Genomic DNA, 15,076 nt, shown 5'->3' with positions numbered 1-15,076 from the left:
ACTGATTAACAATCAGAGTGGATATTCTGTAGCCTAAAACCACCCTAAAAAACAAAGCTATACTAAAGAAAACTCTACTAAAAAGAGCTTTCTAAATTTTAATCTTAAAAACCAAAACAATTTTAAAATGTCAACAAATTTAAACACAAACAACTCTTCGCAGACGCTATTCAGATTTGCGGCAATGAGAAACCCGGAATTATCTAATCCGGAAAATTTAGAAAGAAGATTCGCCTTCAGAAAAGAAACCCAAAAAGGAGTTTTTGATGAGCATCTTCCAACAGATAAAACATTACAGGCTATTAGCAGAAGAATTGATGAGCAACAGCTTATTTCAATCTACTCAGAAGATGATTTAAAGTTAAATAGCACCGATTTTTATGATCTTGCAGTATGGGTAGCGAGAAATAAATCCACTATCTTAAAATCTGAATTTGATGCCAAAATCAATGCTTATAAAGCTTCAAACACCACTCCTTACATTGCAGATATAAAACTTATCTGGGATAACTTAATTTATCAGGTTGTTACCCAAAAAGATTTTTATGCAAAAGAAACACTCATGCAGTTTCTTCACCTCAATCATATTCTTGAAAATTATGATGGAACTGAAGAATGTTTTGAAGATTTAAAAAAAGCAAAAGTAGTTCTCCCAAAAGAATTATTTAAAGTTTCTCAAACCGATTTTAATAGCACAGGTTCTTCAATAGCCCAGAGGACTACTTACGATAATAAATCGATGAAATTTGCGGAAGCAACTCTTAACCTGAAAGAAAATCAGGATTTAAAAGACTCTCTTTCAAAATTAGAAAAAACTTTTAAAAAGCAATATGATGAAGCTTACAAAGAAGCATATAACGAATATCAGCAAACTGTAAAACCACTTTTAAGGAGTTCACAAAGAGAATCATCTGAAGCTGACAGAAAAAAACAAATTTTAGAAAACAGAATCAATTATCTCACTCAGCTTAGCGTAGCTGACCCTGAAAAGTTTTATGCCAATAGTGAACTGGATATGGAGCTTCACCGCATCAAGGAAGAAATCATGCAGATTACCACTCCTGAAGTAGAAATTCCTGAATTTGATTTCAGATTTGAAACACCGGAAATCAATATTGAGACAATTAACGGAAGCCTCAATGTAAATGAACAAAATACTTTGCTCAGATTATTGGGTGCATCTAGCCTTGAGGAAGCATTATCAGATATTTCTTCATTTGATGAACTGAACCAAAATATTACTCAAAACACTCAGTCTCTGCAACAAACCGTTTTAAACAATACGGTTCTTAATCAACAGGTTTCTACAAATGTTGGAGGCGTCGTTATTCCTGTGAATAATAATTCTTCTACTAGCTATATTCCTTACAGCGTCAAAACCTATGCTCGCAGTGCAACCGAATGGAGTTTACTTTTATCTTTAGACAGCAATCTGCAAATAGTATCTGCAAACTACAATATAGAATTAAACGGTGCAAATCTCTCATCAACAAGCTTATCCCCGTTAGGTGGAGGTTCTTATTTATTGTTTGACTCGCCTAAGATTCCTACATCCGAAACTTACAGAGTGGAACTATTTATTTTAAAAGGAGAAATAAAACTAAGTGATGGCAATATTTACAATATAAATGTCACATTAGAGATAGACCCGAATGATTTGGATAGAATGACTAAACAATATCATTTCAGAGGTGCTAATGGATGTATGCCTGTAGACCCACCAAAACCAGGAACACCGGAGAATCCGGGAACACCCGAAACGCCAATACAAAACCCTGAAACATCTTCTTTCATCCCTTCAGGATTTGGCATGAAAAACATAGGGATTGCAGATTATCTAAAAGTAGAACAAAGTACCTATTGCTATGTAGAAGGAGATGTTGCCCACATCGAAAACATCATGGCCCGCGAATATAAAGAGCGTTCTACAAGAAGATTAAAAAGAAGCGAGTCTCAAACTACAAAATCTTCAGAATCTGAAAAGGAAAAACTGACCGATACCACTTCTACCGAAAGACATGAGATGCAGAGTGAGATTTCTAAAATCTTACAGGAATCTAAAGATTTTGCAGCCAATGCTGGAGTCACAGCAAGTTGGGATATTACTGGTGGTGGACAGATAGGAATGAGTGCCAATGCTAGTTATGCCACTCATAACTCTAAGGAAGAAAGTAACCGACAAGCAGTTACAGAAGCCAAAGATATTACAGCAAGAGCTTTAGACAGAATTGTAACCAAAGTAAAAGAAGAACGTATTGACAAAGTTTTAGAAGAATACGAAGAAAACAACAAGCATGGTTTCGATAATACCAAAGGAAGCAATCATGTCGTAGGAGTTTACAGATGGGTAGATAAGGTGGTAAAAAACCAAATCTACAATTACGGTAAACGCATGATGTTTGAGTTCATGATTCCTGAGCCTGCTAAGCTACATACTTTAGGAGTAAAAATGATTGACAGTTCTCAGCAATTGGTAAAACCTATTGACCCAAGAAGTCTTGATGCAGCTCACATGCAAATGAAAGATTTTACAGCACTAAATAATGATGTCACATTAAATTTTTGGTTAAGTAAATTGAATGTAGAAGTAGATGAAAAATTAACACCTATAATTTCAATAGGAAAATCTTTTGACTTTTATTCACAGGATAAAGAAAGGGGTTGTTCAAAGTCAGCCGATATAACAATACCTGCTGGATACGAAACGTACTTTACAAAGGTTAACTTCAACGGCATGGTAGCTATAGGTGGTTGGGATAGTAAAATTTTAGTGGGAGTAGGAAATAAATCATTTATCTCTAATCCAAGTAGGATTGATGATTCAAGTCAGTCTGCTTATATAGATAATTACAAAGAAATGATTCCCGTTTCATTTGCCGTTACTAATTTTCATACAGGAAATGCAGTAATAGATATTCAATGTAGACAGACTTTAGAATCTAAAAACGCTTGGTTACAAAAAACTTTCAACAAAATCATCGAAGCATACGAAATTGAATTAGAAAAATACAACCAAACCCTATCAGAAGCAAAAGCATTAGGTGTACAAATCAAAGGTTCAAACCCTGGTTTTTACAGAAAAATTGAAAATACAGTATTAAGAAAAAACTGTATTTCATACATGATTGATCAGAATCCTGGAGCTGCGTTGACGTTTGGTAAAAACAAATATTATCAGACCGATAATGCAACTGAAAACTTTACTAATACAGAAATTAAATTAGATTCAGGTTTAGATCAATACGCCGCATTTGTAAAGTTCATGGAGCAGGCATTTGAATGGGATATTATGAGCTACTATTTCTATCCTTATTACTGGGGTAAAAGAGACAGATGGTCAGACATGTATCAGTTTGATGACAACGACCCTACAGTCAGAGCGTTTATGCAGTCTGGTATGGCGAGAGTAATTGTTACTGTCAGACCCGGATTTGAAGAAGCAGTAAGACACTTCCTGGCAACCGGACAAATCTGGAACGGCGGTGAAGTTCCTGTAATTGACGACCCAATGTTCTTATCCATTGTAGACGAAATGCGTTCTGCGTTAGGTAAAAAACAAGGCGAACCGTGGAGAGAAAAAATCCCTACAGCTTTAACCATTCTTCAGGCAGATTCTATCGGCCTAAGAGTAGAAAAAGCTTTGCCTTGTAACTGCGAGCCAGGAGTGAAGTTTGACGATCAGTTAGGCGAAATGTGCGGAAGCAATTTTGAATTGAATAACAACCAGATTGGCCAATCAGCTGACAAATGGGTACAAATCAGTTTTAATGAGATGCATGATAATTCATTCAAAACAATTCTTGATTATGTTAAAGTGGATTACTTTCCTAAAACATATACCTGTCTGGGGAATTCATTTGAAATAGAAAAAGAATTTGATGAATCGGAACCTTCAATAAAGCTTTACAAACGTATTGCAGAAGAAGTTTCACAAATTGAAGGTGTAGAAGCTTACCCTACAGGAAAAAACGATATTACATTTAAAGTAAATGCAAGACTTATTAAAAATTTCGATTTTGCTGAAGTGGGTGCAAATCCTGCTGAAAAAATGCTTGCTTTTACTACAGATGCAGATACTTATGTGAAAGTAACTTCCCCTCATCTTGATTTTGGACTTTCAAAAATCTTAGATAAAAATGGGCAGACACTTTCTTACGACGAGTATAAAAATCAGGCTCCATTATCTAAATTTTTAGTGTAATCTTTTAAAATTTTCAAATTATTTATCGGGTAAAAACCGAGGCTATTGGGCAGCACTTTATTGTGCTGCCTTATATCCTAATGCATTTGAAAAGATTAATGAAAATGTTTAACAACTAAAAAACAAAGAAAAATGGAAAATAATATAAACCGCCCTTCATTTAATAAATTTTCAAAAAATAAATGGAAGGAATTATCCAAAAATCAAGAAGAAAATATCTTCACTACTTATTCTGAGAGAGAATTAGCTAATAAATTTTATGGTGGGGTTCCAGATATTTCTACAAATAATTATAATGTTTACACTGACGATGAAACCCTACAGATTGATGAAAAAAAAATTGATCCTGTTTTTATTCCAAACTATAAATCTAAGTTCGATGACATTGTAGTAAATATTTATATGGCTAAAAATGGTTTACAACTTCTTAGTATGTACAACTCGTTTGTTCCTACAGAAGAATCTGTAAATATTTTTCTGGAAATTCATAGTGACTCTAATGTAAATACCATAATGCGGGTAAAAGTTTCGCCCCAAATTAAAGATGTATCTAAAATTCCTATTGTTAAGCTACAGTACCTTGTCAATATGCACAATGTAAGAATTACCACAGAAAATTTTAAAGATCTTATTGAAAAAGAGGCATTGGCAAATAGAGAATCATTTTTAAGCTGGTTATTACAAGTGAAAGATTCTACCTTTAAAAGTATAGTCGAATTTTTTCAAGATGTACTATTCGATGGTTTAGGAGACTTTTTTGAGGAGGGAATAGCTAAAAACATTCAAAAATTAAGACTTGAAGAAGTCGACTGGAATCCTGCAGTCGAAAATTACAAACCATTTATTGTTCCTCCTGTAGTTTGGGACAATCTAAAACCTTTCTATAATCATTCTGTTTATGATGAACCTCAAAAAAACTTTAATGCCGGTGAAAATATTATAAAAGGCGTATTCGATAAATTCTTTGAGATTGTAGATACTAAAAAGGCAGAGTTTACGAAAGTTATTTCCACAATAAATGGTAAACTTCCTGAAAGCTTTTCCACTACGCTTCATAAAATTTCACAAAGCTTTCTTAATGGATTGGATTCTCTAAAAGGACAGCTTCAACAGTACACTCCTTATCTGCAATTTTTAGCTGCCAAATCAATTAGCTGTGTAAATGCATTGCTATGTGGAGTTTATAATAGCTTGATAGATATTATTGCAGGGATTTTTTCAATTATAGCTTTACTTTTTAAAGGTTTAGCTACTTTACAAGACATTCAGAAAGACCCATCAATAGTGGCAGATTATGTATTAGAATTTTTTGAACAGTTTTCTGAAGCAATGGAAAAATTTGAGATCGATAAATTTCTGTTTGAGTGGATAAGTTTTCAGATAACTACAGCTCAAAAAATATATCAGTGGCTCAAAGCACAGGCTCCAAATATCTCTCTTGAGCAAGTATTTTATTATGTGGGATATATTATAGGTTTAATTATAGATATTATCCTTGAAACCTTACTTACCGGAGGTACTGCAGCGGCCGTTAGAATAATCGATAAAACACTTGATTTTATGAGAAGTCCCTTGAAAAAAATGCAGGAAGCAATGTTTGCGGGAATCAGTTTTACCGGAGGATTATTGGTTTCTTTTATTGATTTTGTAAGTGAGATTTTTACCAAATTGAAAAAAGGAGCTAAAGCCTTATTTGATGAATTAAAAATCTGGATAGAAGAAATCTTTAATGTAGGAATGAAACTGAGAGATTTCCTTAAGGAAGCATACGAAGATTTCTTTGGTCAAAAGTCGCGAGACTTGTTTGAGAAAATAGGACTTCGACCTACCAAATATGAAAACGGTGTATTTAATATGTGTCCAATAAAATAAATGAAGCTATGGGAAATATGTGGAATTGTATTATATTAGACACCAAAGTAAAAGATGGTAAGAAGGTCTGTTCTATTAAAAATAAGGACGGAAATATTACTTATTTTGATGATATACCAGAAGAAAGTTTAGATGACTTTATCAGAGATATTGAGATAAAAGCGAAAAAACAAGGGAAAACAGCGAATGAATATTTAGATGAATTAACTCATAGCTCTTTTGATGATGAAATCAACGCAAAAGATTTTAAATTTAGAAAATTGGGGTATAAATTTGCTCATGACTTTGTTATTGCAAAAGATGGTGTAAAAGAAATTACACATTATTTAATAAATCGTAACGGAGAAAAGTTGTGGCAAGGAATGTCTACAATAACTAAAGATGGTGTTTTGTTTAATATGTTTGATGTATCAATACAGCAGCAAGAAGTGTCTACTGCAATGTATAAATTGCTTGACAAAATAAAGTTTGAAAAAATTGAAGCAAGCTATGGGTCAGGAGCTTTAGGTACAAATTATGCTGAGTTCATGAATGTCTATCAAATATCGAAAAACCCAATAGAAGCAGCTCTTGCTACACCAGCTGGAAAAGCTCTAAATAAGGCTTTAGAGGGTAAATTTAAACCTGTAGATATTGTAATTACTGAGCATAAAGTGAAATTATTTTGGATAAAAAAGTAGATTATGGGAAATAAAATTAGAATTAAAAGAGAAAATAATCAAGGAATTGTTATATTGAAGGTTTTGTCATTATTTCGAGATAAGAATTTAATTAAATCGCTTCAAGAAGTAAGTGAATTTATGAAGAAATATGAAAAAGAAGATGAGGTTACTATCAATTGTGATTCTCAAAATATTGATGAAATAAAAAGCAGTCTTGAAGAAGAAAATATTAAGTATATTATTTTATAAATAAAGAATATATTTTAACTAACGTAACGGCAACCATAAGTTGCCGTATTTTTTTAATTCTAATTAAAGTATACCTATTTGATGATATACCAGAGGAAAGTTTAGATGACTTTGTCAAAGATATTGAAGCCAAAACAAAAAAAAGAGGGAAAAACAGCGAATGAGTATTTAGATAATGTATACAGAAAGTCTTCTTTAAAAGAATTTATTAAAGAATTCGGCAAAGAATTCATGGAGAAGGGTAGTATCTCACTAACTGTGTAAGTTAAAAAGTTATTCTGTAAAATTTTGAGCCCTTATAGCTCAAAAAATTTTACGGAAATAACTTTTTATTATTTTTAACCATTACATAGTTATGATCGACAAAGAAGATTTACTAAACAATAAGGATTTCTACAAATCCTTTAAGAACGGGGAAGATTTAACCTCATTCTTTAAAGAGCTGCACAAAAAAGCAGTAGAACATATGTTGGATGCTGAACTTGACAGCCATCTGGATAATTCAAAACACGAAAAAACCATTAATGGAAACTATCGGAACGGACACGCAACCAAGAGGATAAAGTCCTCATTCGGCGAATCAGAAATAAAAGTTCCCAGAGATAGGGAAGGCAGTTTTGAACCAGCATTAGTTCCAAAGAGACACAATATCATCGATGGTTTGGAGAACATTATCATCTCATTTTATGCTAAAGGGATGAGTGTAAGTGATATTGAAGAGCAAATCAAAGAAATGTATGATTTTGACGTTTCGACTTCCACCATCTCACGAATCACCAATGCTGTTGCCAGCGAAGTGGTTGCCTGGCAGAACCGACCATTGGATGAAGTATATCTGATTGTCTGGATGGACGGGATTGTTTTCAAGGTTCGTGAAAACTCCAAGGTCATCAACAAAACCATTTATTTAGCCGTAGGACTCAATCGTGAAGGTAAAAAAGAAGTTCTCGGGATGTGGCTCGGAAAGAACGAAAGCTCCAGCTTTTGGATGAATGTTCTGACCGATTTAAAAGCTCGTGGCGTAGAAGATATTCTCATCACTGCTACCGATAATCTGAATGGATTTACCCAGACCATTCGCTCGGTTTTTCCGCAATCTCAAACCCAAATCTGCGTAGTTCACCAAATTAGAAATGCATGTAAATATGTTGTCTGGAAAGATAGGAAAGAATTTTCTGCAGATATGAAACACATTTATACTGCCCCCACAAAAGAAGCGGCAAAAGCAGCTTTGGACGACTTTGCAACCAAATGGGAAAGTAAATATCTCTATGCAATACAATCCTGGAGAACTCATTGGGACGAATTAACCGTCTTTTTTGAGTTTCCAATCGAGATTAGAAAAATAATTTACACGACCAATTTAATTGAAAATCTAAACGGGAAAATCCGAAAATACACCAAAAACAAAATGTCTTTCCCTACAGATGATGCAGTTATAAAATCTGTTTATTTAGCATTGAAAGAAGCAACTAAAAAATGGACCATGCCCATCCAAAATTGGGGATTGATTTTAAACCAATTTATGCTTATTTTTGAAAATAGGCTCAGATTATAAATCTAAGCCCTAACTTTTTAATTTACACACTTAATGGGACAGTGTCTGGAGAAGCTAAGAGCCTGTTTAAATTTCATCAAAATTAATTTCTCCGACCCTAAAGGGAGTTAATTTTGATGAAATTTTCAAGGCATTTTTCCACCCTTTAGGATTGGGAAAAAGAAAAATGACTTGAAAATTTGTTTTTTAATCATTTTTAAACAGGCTCCCGCTGCCGCACGAATCCTTTAGTGTGGCTTTTATTTTCAAAAATTTCTCAAAAAATTTCTATCTTTAGTTAAAACATACATTGATGAGTAGAAATTACAAATCACCCGCTGCCGCACGATTGTATCGTGTGGCTTTTTCTTTTAAACTTCATTCTCTAAAATTGTATTATTTTTATCTTTATAAAACATATAATGATGAGTAGAAATTACAAATTCCACAATTCCGAAGGATTATACTTCATAAGTTTTGCAGTTGTAGGCTGGCTGGACGTTTTTATCCGAAATGAATACAAAGAAATTCTTTTAGAAAGTTTAAGAATATATTCCAAAAACTTATCCACAAAAATAAAACACGACACCTTTTGTCGCATTAACCGCATATATTTGTTTTAGAAAATTAAACCATGAAGCGCTTGCGTTCCATTCAACAAAAACAAAACAGCAAAGCTAAAAACATAAAAATACCCGAATGAAAAAAGACTTCTACCTCACAAGATATGCCTTAATCATTAAGAAATTAGAAAGCGCTCCGTCTACTTATTCACAGCTGGAGGATTATCTTCTCAATTCTTTTGAATTTCAGGATGCAGATATAAAAAGTTACTCTATCCGTACTTTACAGAGGGATATCCGTGAGATTTCAGGGCTTTTTAATCTTTCTATTCACAACAAAAAGAAAGGCGACAACCGTTATTATATTGAGAGCCGGCCGATTATGGAAGTTGATGAGTACAACCAGAAATTATTAGAATCTTTTCAGGTAAGTAATGCATTAAATGTACACCCGGATTTTGCAGATTTTATCTTTTTTGAAAGCAGAAAACCTACCGGTGTCGAGCATTTTTATGATCTTTTCTTTGCCATTCGCAATAAAAGAGTCGTGACTTTTGAACACTATAATTACAAAAATAAGCTGATGACTTCACGAAAAGTTCATCCTTTGGCATTGAAAGAATCTAAAGACCGTTGGTATCTTATTGCGATTGACACCAAAGACAAAGCTTTGAAATCATTTGGTTTAGACCGAATTAATTATTTGGATGTCAATGCGATAAAATTCAGAGAAAAATATAAATACAACTTCAGAGAACATTTTAAAAATGCTTTCGGAGTGATGAATCTTACCGAACAAAATCCTCAGAAAATTGTTCTGAAATGCAGCAGACATCAAGGAGAATATATTCGTAGTTTTGCACTTCATCAGTCTCAGAAGGAAATCAAAGAAACTCCGGAAGAAATCATTTTTGAGTTTTTCCTCCACCCTACTTATGACTTTATGCAGGAGATTTTATCATATGGAAAAGAAGTAAAAGTTCTTGAACCTAAAGCTTTAGTTGAAGATATTAAAAAACATTTACAAGAATCGCTCAACAGTTATTTTGAAGATTAAATGTTTTGCATCTTTTTTGATTACATTTACATAAACAATCATCTTTTGAAAGCTTTACATCTCTTTTTTATGTTTCTCTCAACATTTTGCTTTTCTCAACAGGTCGAGGAATTCAAGATGGTAAAAAACTATTACAATCAGCATAGAAGCATGCTTAATCAGGAATTCAAGAAAAAATTTGATGCCGAAAAAAATACGGTCATAAAAACATCTATCAAACAGGATTTTCTCTTTTTCATGAAAAAGATGGACAGCATTGAGAATGTGGCACTCATCGGAGCTTTGCTTAAAGTAAAAAACCTTGAAGATCTTAGTAAGATTAATACCAAATCAACACCTGCATTACCTGCTGTTTCTAAAACGATAGACCAGACTGCCAATTATCCCGGCGGCATGAATAACTTGAGAAAACAGGTTGCAGATCTCTTCTACGGAGATGGTGTTTATTCTGAAACAGGAAACAGCAAAGCTGTAGTCGCTTTTGTTGTAGAACAAGATGGCACCATCAGCAATGTGCAGGCAGAAGGTGATAATTTTACGTTTAACCGTCAGGCCGAGATTGCATTATACTCGGTTCCGGATAAATTTTCTCCTGCTTCTGTTAACGGAAACCCTGTAAGATATCGCTTCAGACTGCCTTTAGCGATGAACCTTGAGTAATTACTAAATTTTTCTTTGTCGTTTCATTATTAATACTACTTTTGAGAAAAAATCTATGAAAAGACTTTTACTCTCATTCTCTCTATTTTTCGGATTATTTTCTGCACAAGCTCAGGAAACAGAAAAACAAAGAAAAAACGACGTTCTTGCAGATCCTATTTTATTAATTGCCGTCCCGATGGCTAATGTTTCTTATGAAAGACTTTTGTCTGAAAATAAAGGACTGGGTATTAATGCATTGATCAAATTAGATCCTGAAGATGGCAGATTTTCGCAATTCTCAGCTTTTTACAGAATGTATTTTGGTAAAAAATATGCCTCCGGATTTTTTCTGGAAGGCTTCATACCCGTAACTACAGAATCTAATGACATTTATTCATATAATTATGACGACATCAACGGATATTATTACACCTCATCTGTCACCAAGGGCAATTTTACAACCGTAGGAGTCGGTTTTGGAGTCGGAGGAAAATGGGTAATGAAAAACAATTTAGTTATTGAAGCCAGTGGTGGTATTGCCAGAAGATTCGGAGATAGAGACAAGCATTATTTTGATGAAGTAACCGGAAAAATAATGGGTGGTATCGGATATCGATTCTAAATTCTTAAAAATATTTAATGAAAAGCTTAGTTTTGCACTAAGCTTTTATTTTTATGTTTACCGACGAATATTTTATGAAAATGGCTTTTCAGGAAGCCGAAATTGCCTTCGAAAAAGATGAGGTTCCTATCGGATGTGTAGTGGTTTCAAATAATCGTGTGATTGCACGAGCACACAATCTTACCGAAACCTTAAACGATGTTACCGCCCACGCCGAAATGCAGGCCATCACCTCTGCTGCTAATTTTTTAGGTGGAAAATATTTGATCAACTGTACTTTGTATGTGACTTTAGAACCTTGCGTGATGTGTTCGGGAGCTTTGTCTTGGTCTCAGATTTCAAAAGTGGTCATCGGCGCAAGAGACGAGCAGCGAGGTTTTATCAATAAAAATTTAGCCCTTCATCCCAAAACAGAAATCATCACCGGAATTATGGAAAATGAATGCTCTTCTATTGTGAAAGAGTTTTTTAAATCTAAGAGATAAATTAATACAAAATCATATTCAAGTTTGTCATTCCGTAGGAATCTCAACTGTTTTTACTCACTTTATTGAGATTCCTACGGAATGACAAAAATGCCGTTAAATTATTATTGTTTTTGTAATTAAAATTAATCTAAATCTTTGCCTAAGAAATACAAACCTTTCAAAGTATGTAGTCGGTCTGCAATATGTATTTTATCGGTCAACGGTTTGTAAACGTGAGAAACTCCACCTGTAGCTATCACAAAACACTCGTCGTTCACCTCATCATTGATACGGTCGATAAAACCTTCCACCATTCCGAGGAAACCGTAAACCATCCCGCTTTGCATGCAACTGATGGTATCTAAACCTAAAACAGATTTTGGTTTTATGAGTTCAATTTCCGGAAGCTGAGCAGTTTGGCTAATCAAAGAATTTAATGATGTCACGATGCCCGGAGCAATGATCACGCCTAAAGTTTCGCCATTTTCTGCGACACAGCTTGCAGTAAGCGCAGTGCCGAAATCAAGCACAATTTTTTTTCTGTCGGGATACATATTATGCGCAGCTACGAGATTGGCATAAATATCCGTTCCCATCTGCTTAGATTTTGCGATAACCTCCGACGGTGTATTGCGGTCTACCATAATTGGAACAATTCCGTGAATTTTTCTTATCGCAGACGTAATTTCCCTTGTTAATTGCGGAACTACAGAGCCAATAATAATTTTCTCGATTTTTTTAGGATCAACTTTATAGGTTTGATATAAGATCAACATCTGACCATGCAACTCATCTGCAGTTCTGTACGGTTTTGTATTGATGACCCAAGAGATGTCACAATTGTCATCATCAAAAAGACCAAATCTGATATTGCTGTTTCCAACATTGATTATGATAGAATTCATTGAATAGCTTTTCGGTGGTAAATTTAACAATTTTCATAAAAAGAGCCTTTTAATATCTATAAAAATGATTTATAATTGTAAAAACAATTGATTAAGCTCGAAACACCAATGAAAAAACTTACAATCCTCATATTCATCAGTCAATTTGCAATTCTTTTCTCTCAGAAAAACGTCAAAATGTACAACGAGAGAAAAGGCGACACTATCACATTCTATGTTGACAATCAGGAGATTTATCCTGTGTCGTTGGTTTTCAATGGTCAGCCGGAGATCAACAATTTAAAGAAACCTGAATTATTTAGAACCGCGCAGGTCATTCCTGCAAAAACAATGAGGCAAAAAGTGACTTTCTTTGTCGTGAACGATAAAAAGAAAGGCTGGGGAATCAAAAAAATGCCCGGATACAAAAGCTACATCGGTGACATCACGATAAAAAATTACGATACTCAATATGTCTACGATTTACCTTTCGGAAAAGGAAAAGCATTCTGGATTCATCAGGGATATAACGGAAATTTTTCTCACCAAAATGAAAATTCTTTAGACTTCATTATGCCTGAAGGCACAGAAGTTTTAGCATCAAGAGAAGGCTTGGTCATAGAGATTGTACAGAGTAATAACAAAAGCTGCCCTACCCAAAGTTGTGCACCTTTCGGGAATTATGTATCTATCTTGCATCCCGATGGTACGATTGCTCAATATTATCATTTACAGCAAAACGGTGTTCAGGTAAAACTCGGAGACAGCGTGACAAAAGGACAATTCATTGCTTACAGTGGAAATACCGGCTGGAGCAGCGGACCGCATCTTCATTTTAACGTATATCTCTCAAGTGCGACGGCAGAGAAAAACAGAGTTACGGTGAAAACGCTTTTCAGAACCGGAGATAGAAAAAAAGTAGAGTTTTTAGAGGAAAAGAAATCGTATTCGAGGGCGTATTAATTATTCTTAAATTGATTCACATTATCAACCAGCAATGTATAAAGTTCATCAAATTTTATCTGTAATGAATTAGCCGAAATACAGATTGGCGTTTCATAATACCTGAAATTTAACTTGAGCCCTCTAAGTTTCAACCATCGAGTTGTCTTATTAAGATAATCTATTGGATTCCGCACTATGATAAGGATAAATTTGTTTTGATTGACAGTCACCATTTTAACTTCTTTAATGTCTTTCCAAGGTATAAAACCTAATGCAAGAGCACTGGAATTATCATTAATCCCTTTTTCGTTAATAATTAGTCCCGGTTTTTTATTAAACAATCTAAACAACATTGTTATTGCTGCAAGACCAAAAAAAACAACACAGACAAAACCCGCCAGAAAACGAGGAAAAGGTTTCATTATCCAAGCATATCTGTTTGAATGATTGATAGATTCCGGTTCATGTATTATTAAAATTAACCCAAGAACAACAAATAGTACTGCCCCAATAAAAAGCAACATCATTTTCATTTTACTTAAAGGAATTACTACCGGAACAATCTTTTTACTCATCATTATTAATTCTTTTTTTAGGTTGTCAAAAATAAATCAAAGAATCGAAAGAAAAACTAACTTTTAATTATTTTCAATCTATAAGAATTCTAACATTAAATTAAATAGTTTTAATTTGCGACATATAATTTTTAAGGCTAATTAAGTCTCGAAATATATCTTTGAAGGTCTAAATTATTTAATATACTATGAAATATTCTTTCACCGTACTTCTCCTTCTTCTCATTAACCTAAGTTGCATCAGTAGAAAAAAAGCAACAACTTCAAACTGTACTGACTACTCATTTTACTATAATTATACAGGTAGTGAAGCCTTAAAACAGATAAAAGACATCCCAAATCTTAAAGAGATTGACGAACATTCACTCAATTCTTATCTTGAAATGGGTAATAATTTTGAAGAAATTAACAAGAATCAAATAGTATTTGTCCCAAGAAGTGAGTTTTTTCAAATTCCTGATCGAAAAGGAGATATTCCACTGTATGTTTTAGGATATATTCAGAATAATCATATCAAACAGTACTTAGCATTTGAGCTTCATGTTGGTCAGAACTCTTCATTATATATCATCAATCAGATAAATGATAAAGTCACTTCAATGTTTTTAGCTCATTCTAATTATAACTCCGGTTATGGTGGTGAAAATGTGGGAACAAAAAAAATATCTGATTCTATTTTTAATGTTAAAGTTTTTCATTCTTATGATACAATTGACCGCAATGGCAACTCTTCAGAAACGTGCAATTATCAGCTTACATTATCTGATGAAGGATATCTAAATTTGGTTCAATAAGGCACA

General features: G+C 33.7%; 13 protein-coding genes. 11 read left to right on the top strand and 2 right to left on the bottom strand.

Annotated features, from left to right (window positions below; genetic code table 11):
* Window positions 1-127: 127 nt before the first annotated feature.
* The 9 genes from LNP04_RS12270 to LNP04_RS12230 all read left to right on the top strand — a co-directional run bounded on the left by LNP04_RS12270 (window position 128) and on the right by LNP04_RS12230 (window position 11,890).
* The gene (locus LNP04_RS12270; protein ID WP_229983249.1) at window positions 128-4,201 is read left to right on the top strand and encodes a hypothetical protein; all 4,074 of its coding nucleotides are present in this window, start codon (window positions 128-130) and stop codon (window positions 4,199-4,201) included.
* Between the two features lie 132 nt (window positions 4,202-4,333).
* Complete coding sequence (locus tag LNP04_RS12265; protein ID WP_229983248.1) at window positions 4,334-6,073, top strand: hypothetical protein; 1,740 nt, start codon at window positions 4,334-4,336, stop codon at window positions 6,071-6,073.
* Window positions 6,058-6,753 carry a hypothetical protein gene (locus LNP04_RS12260; protein ID WP_229983247.1) on the top strand — a complete coding sequence of 232 codons (696 nt, stop codon included), beginning with the start codon at window positions 6,058-6,060 and terminating at the stop codon, window positions 6,751-6,753. The genes LNP04_RS12265 and LNP04_RS12260 overlap by 16 nt, the downstream gene beginning before the upstream one ends.
* Window positions 6,754-6,756: 3 nt before the next feature.
* Window positions 6,757-6,984: a hypothetical protein gene (locus tag LNP04_RS12255; protein ID WP_229983246.1), complete on the top strand. Its 228-nt coding sequence runs from the start codon at window positions 6,757-6,759 to the stop codon at window positions 6,982-6,984.
* A 355-nt stretch (window positions 6,985-7,339) separates the two neighbouring features.
* The gene (locus LNP04_RS12250) at window positions 7,340-8,542 is read left to right on the top strand and encodes an IS256 family transposase (protein WP_229982814.1); all 1,203 of its coding nucleotides are present in this window, start codon (window positions 7,340-7,342) and stop codon (window positions 8,540-8,542) included.
* A 678-nt stretch (window positions 8,543-9,220) separates the two neighbouring features.
* A complete protein-coding gene (locus LNP04_RS12245; RefSeq protein WP_229983245.1) occupies window positions 9,221-10,141 on the top strand; it encodes a YafY family protein in 921 nt (306 codons plus the stop codon).
* A 117-nt stretch (window positions 10,142-10,258) separates the two neighbouring features.
* On the top strand, window positions 10,259-10,801 hold the full coding sequence (locus tag LNP04_RS12240; RefSeq protein ID WP_229983244.1) for an energy transducer TonB: 543 nt from the start codon (window positions 10,259-10,261) through the stop codon (window positions 10,799-10,801).
* 55 nt (window positions 10,802-10,856) lie between these two features.
* Window positions 10,857-11,405 (top strand): hypothetical protein, encoded by a 549-nt coding sequence (locus tag LNP04_RS12235; protein WP_229983243.1) that lies wholly within the window; start codon window positions 10,857-10,859, stop codon window positions 11,403-11,405.
* Window positions 11,406-11,458: 53 nt separating this feature from the next.
* Window positions 11,459-11,890 (top strand): nucleoside deaminase, encoded by a 432-nt coding sequence (locus LNP04_RS12230; RefSeq protein WP_229983242.1) that lies wholly within the window; start codon window positions 11,459-11,461, stop codon window positions 11,888-11,890.
* Between the two features lie 125 nt (window positions 11,891-12,015).
* Here LNP04_RS12230 and LNP04_RS12225 read toward each other — a convergent pair whose 3' ends face one another.
* Window positions 12,016-12,777, bottom strand: coding sequence for a type III pantothenate kinase (locus LNP04_RS12225; protein WP_229983241.1), 762 nt, complete (start codon window positions 12,775-12,777; stop codon window positions 12,016-12,018).
* A 108-nt stretch (window positions 12,778-12,885) separates the two neighbouring features.
* Between LNP04_RS12225 and LNP04_RS12220 the strand changes: the two genes are divergently transcribed.
* Window positions 12,886-13,719 (top strand): M23 family metallopeptidase, encoded by an 834-nt coding sequence (locus LNP04_RS12220; protein ID WP_229983240.1) that lies wholly within the window; start codon window positions 12,886-12,888, stop codon window positions 13,717-13,719.
* Here the strand turns inward: LNP04_RS12220 and LNP04_RS12215 are convergent.
* Window positions 13,716-14,279 (bottom strand): alkaline shock response membrane anchor protein AmaP, encoded by a 564-nt coding sequence (locus tag LNP04_RS12215; RefSeq protein WP_229983239.1) that lies wholly within the window; start codon window positions 14,277-14,279, stop codon window positions 13,716-13,718. The two genes, LNP04_RS12220 and LNP04_RS12215, sit on opposite strands and share 4 nt — an antisense overlap.
* Window positions 14,280-14,464: 185 nt before the next feature.
* On the opposite strand from LNP04_RS12215, the gene LNP04_RS12210 reads away from it, so the two are divergent.
* Window positions 14,465-15,070 carry a hypothetical protein gene (locus LNP04_RS12210; protein ID WP_229983238.1) on the top strand — a complete coding sequence of 202 codons (606 nt, stop codon included), beginning with the start codon at window positions 14,465-14,467 and terminating at the stop codon, window positions 15,068-15,070.
* Window positions 15,071-15,076 lie beyond the last annotated feature (6 nt).

This window comes from Chryseobacterium sp. C-71 (assembly GCF_020911865.1).
Lineage (GTDB): Bacteria > Bacteroidota > Bacteroidia > Flavobacteriales > Weeksellaceae > Chryseobacterium.
This window is presented reverse-complemented; position numbering and strand designations above follow the sequence as displayed.

Coding starts and splice junctions, on each gene's coding strand:
- LNP04_RS12235 (WP_229983243.1), top strand. CDS start 10,857: ATGAAAAGACTTTTACTCTCATTCTCTCTATTTTTCGGATTATTTTCT.
- LNP04_RS12265 (WP_229983248.1), top strand. CDS start 4,334: ATGGAAAATAATATAAACCGCCCTTCATTTAATAAATTTTCAAAAAAT.
- LNP04_RS12220 (WP_229983240.1), top strand. CDS start 12,886: ATGAAAAAACTTACAATCCTCATATTCATCAGTCAATTTGCAATTCTT.
- LNP04_RS12225 (WP_229983241.1), bottom strand. CDS start 12,777: ATGAATTCTATCATAATCAATGTTGGAAACAGCAATATCAGATTTGGT.
- LNP04_RS12255 (WP_229983246.1), top strand. CDS start 6,757: ATGGGAAATAAAATTAGAATTAAAAGAGAAAATAATCAAGGAATTGTT.
- LNP04_RS12240 (WP_229983244.1), top strand. CDS start 10,259: ATGGTAAAAAACTATTACAATCAGCATAGAAGCATGCTTAATCAGGAA.
- LNP04_RS12245 (WP_229983245.1), top strand. CDS start 9,221: ATGAAAAAAGACTTCTACCTCACAAGATATGCCTTAATCATTAAGAAA.
- LNP04_RS12215 (WP_229983239.1), bottom strand. CDS start 14,279: ATGATGAGTAAAAAGATTGTTCCGGTAGTAATTCCTTTAAGTAAAATG.
- LNP04_RS12230 (WP_229983242.1), top strand. CDS start 11,459: ATGTTTACCGACGAATATTTTATGAAAATGGCTTTTCAGGAAGCCGAA.
- LNP04_RS12210 (WP_229983238.1), top strand. CDS start 14,465: ATGAAATATTCTTTCACCGTACTTCTCCTTCTTCTCATTAACCTAAGT.
- LNP04_RS12270 (WP_229983249.1), top strand. CDS start 128: ATGTCAACAAATTTAAACACAAACAACTCTTCGCAGACGCTATTCAGA.
- LNP04_RS12250 (WP_229982814.1), top strand. CDS start 7,340: ATGATCGACAAAGAAGATTTACTAAACAATAAGGATTTCTACAAATCC.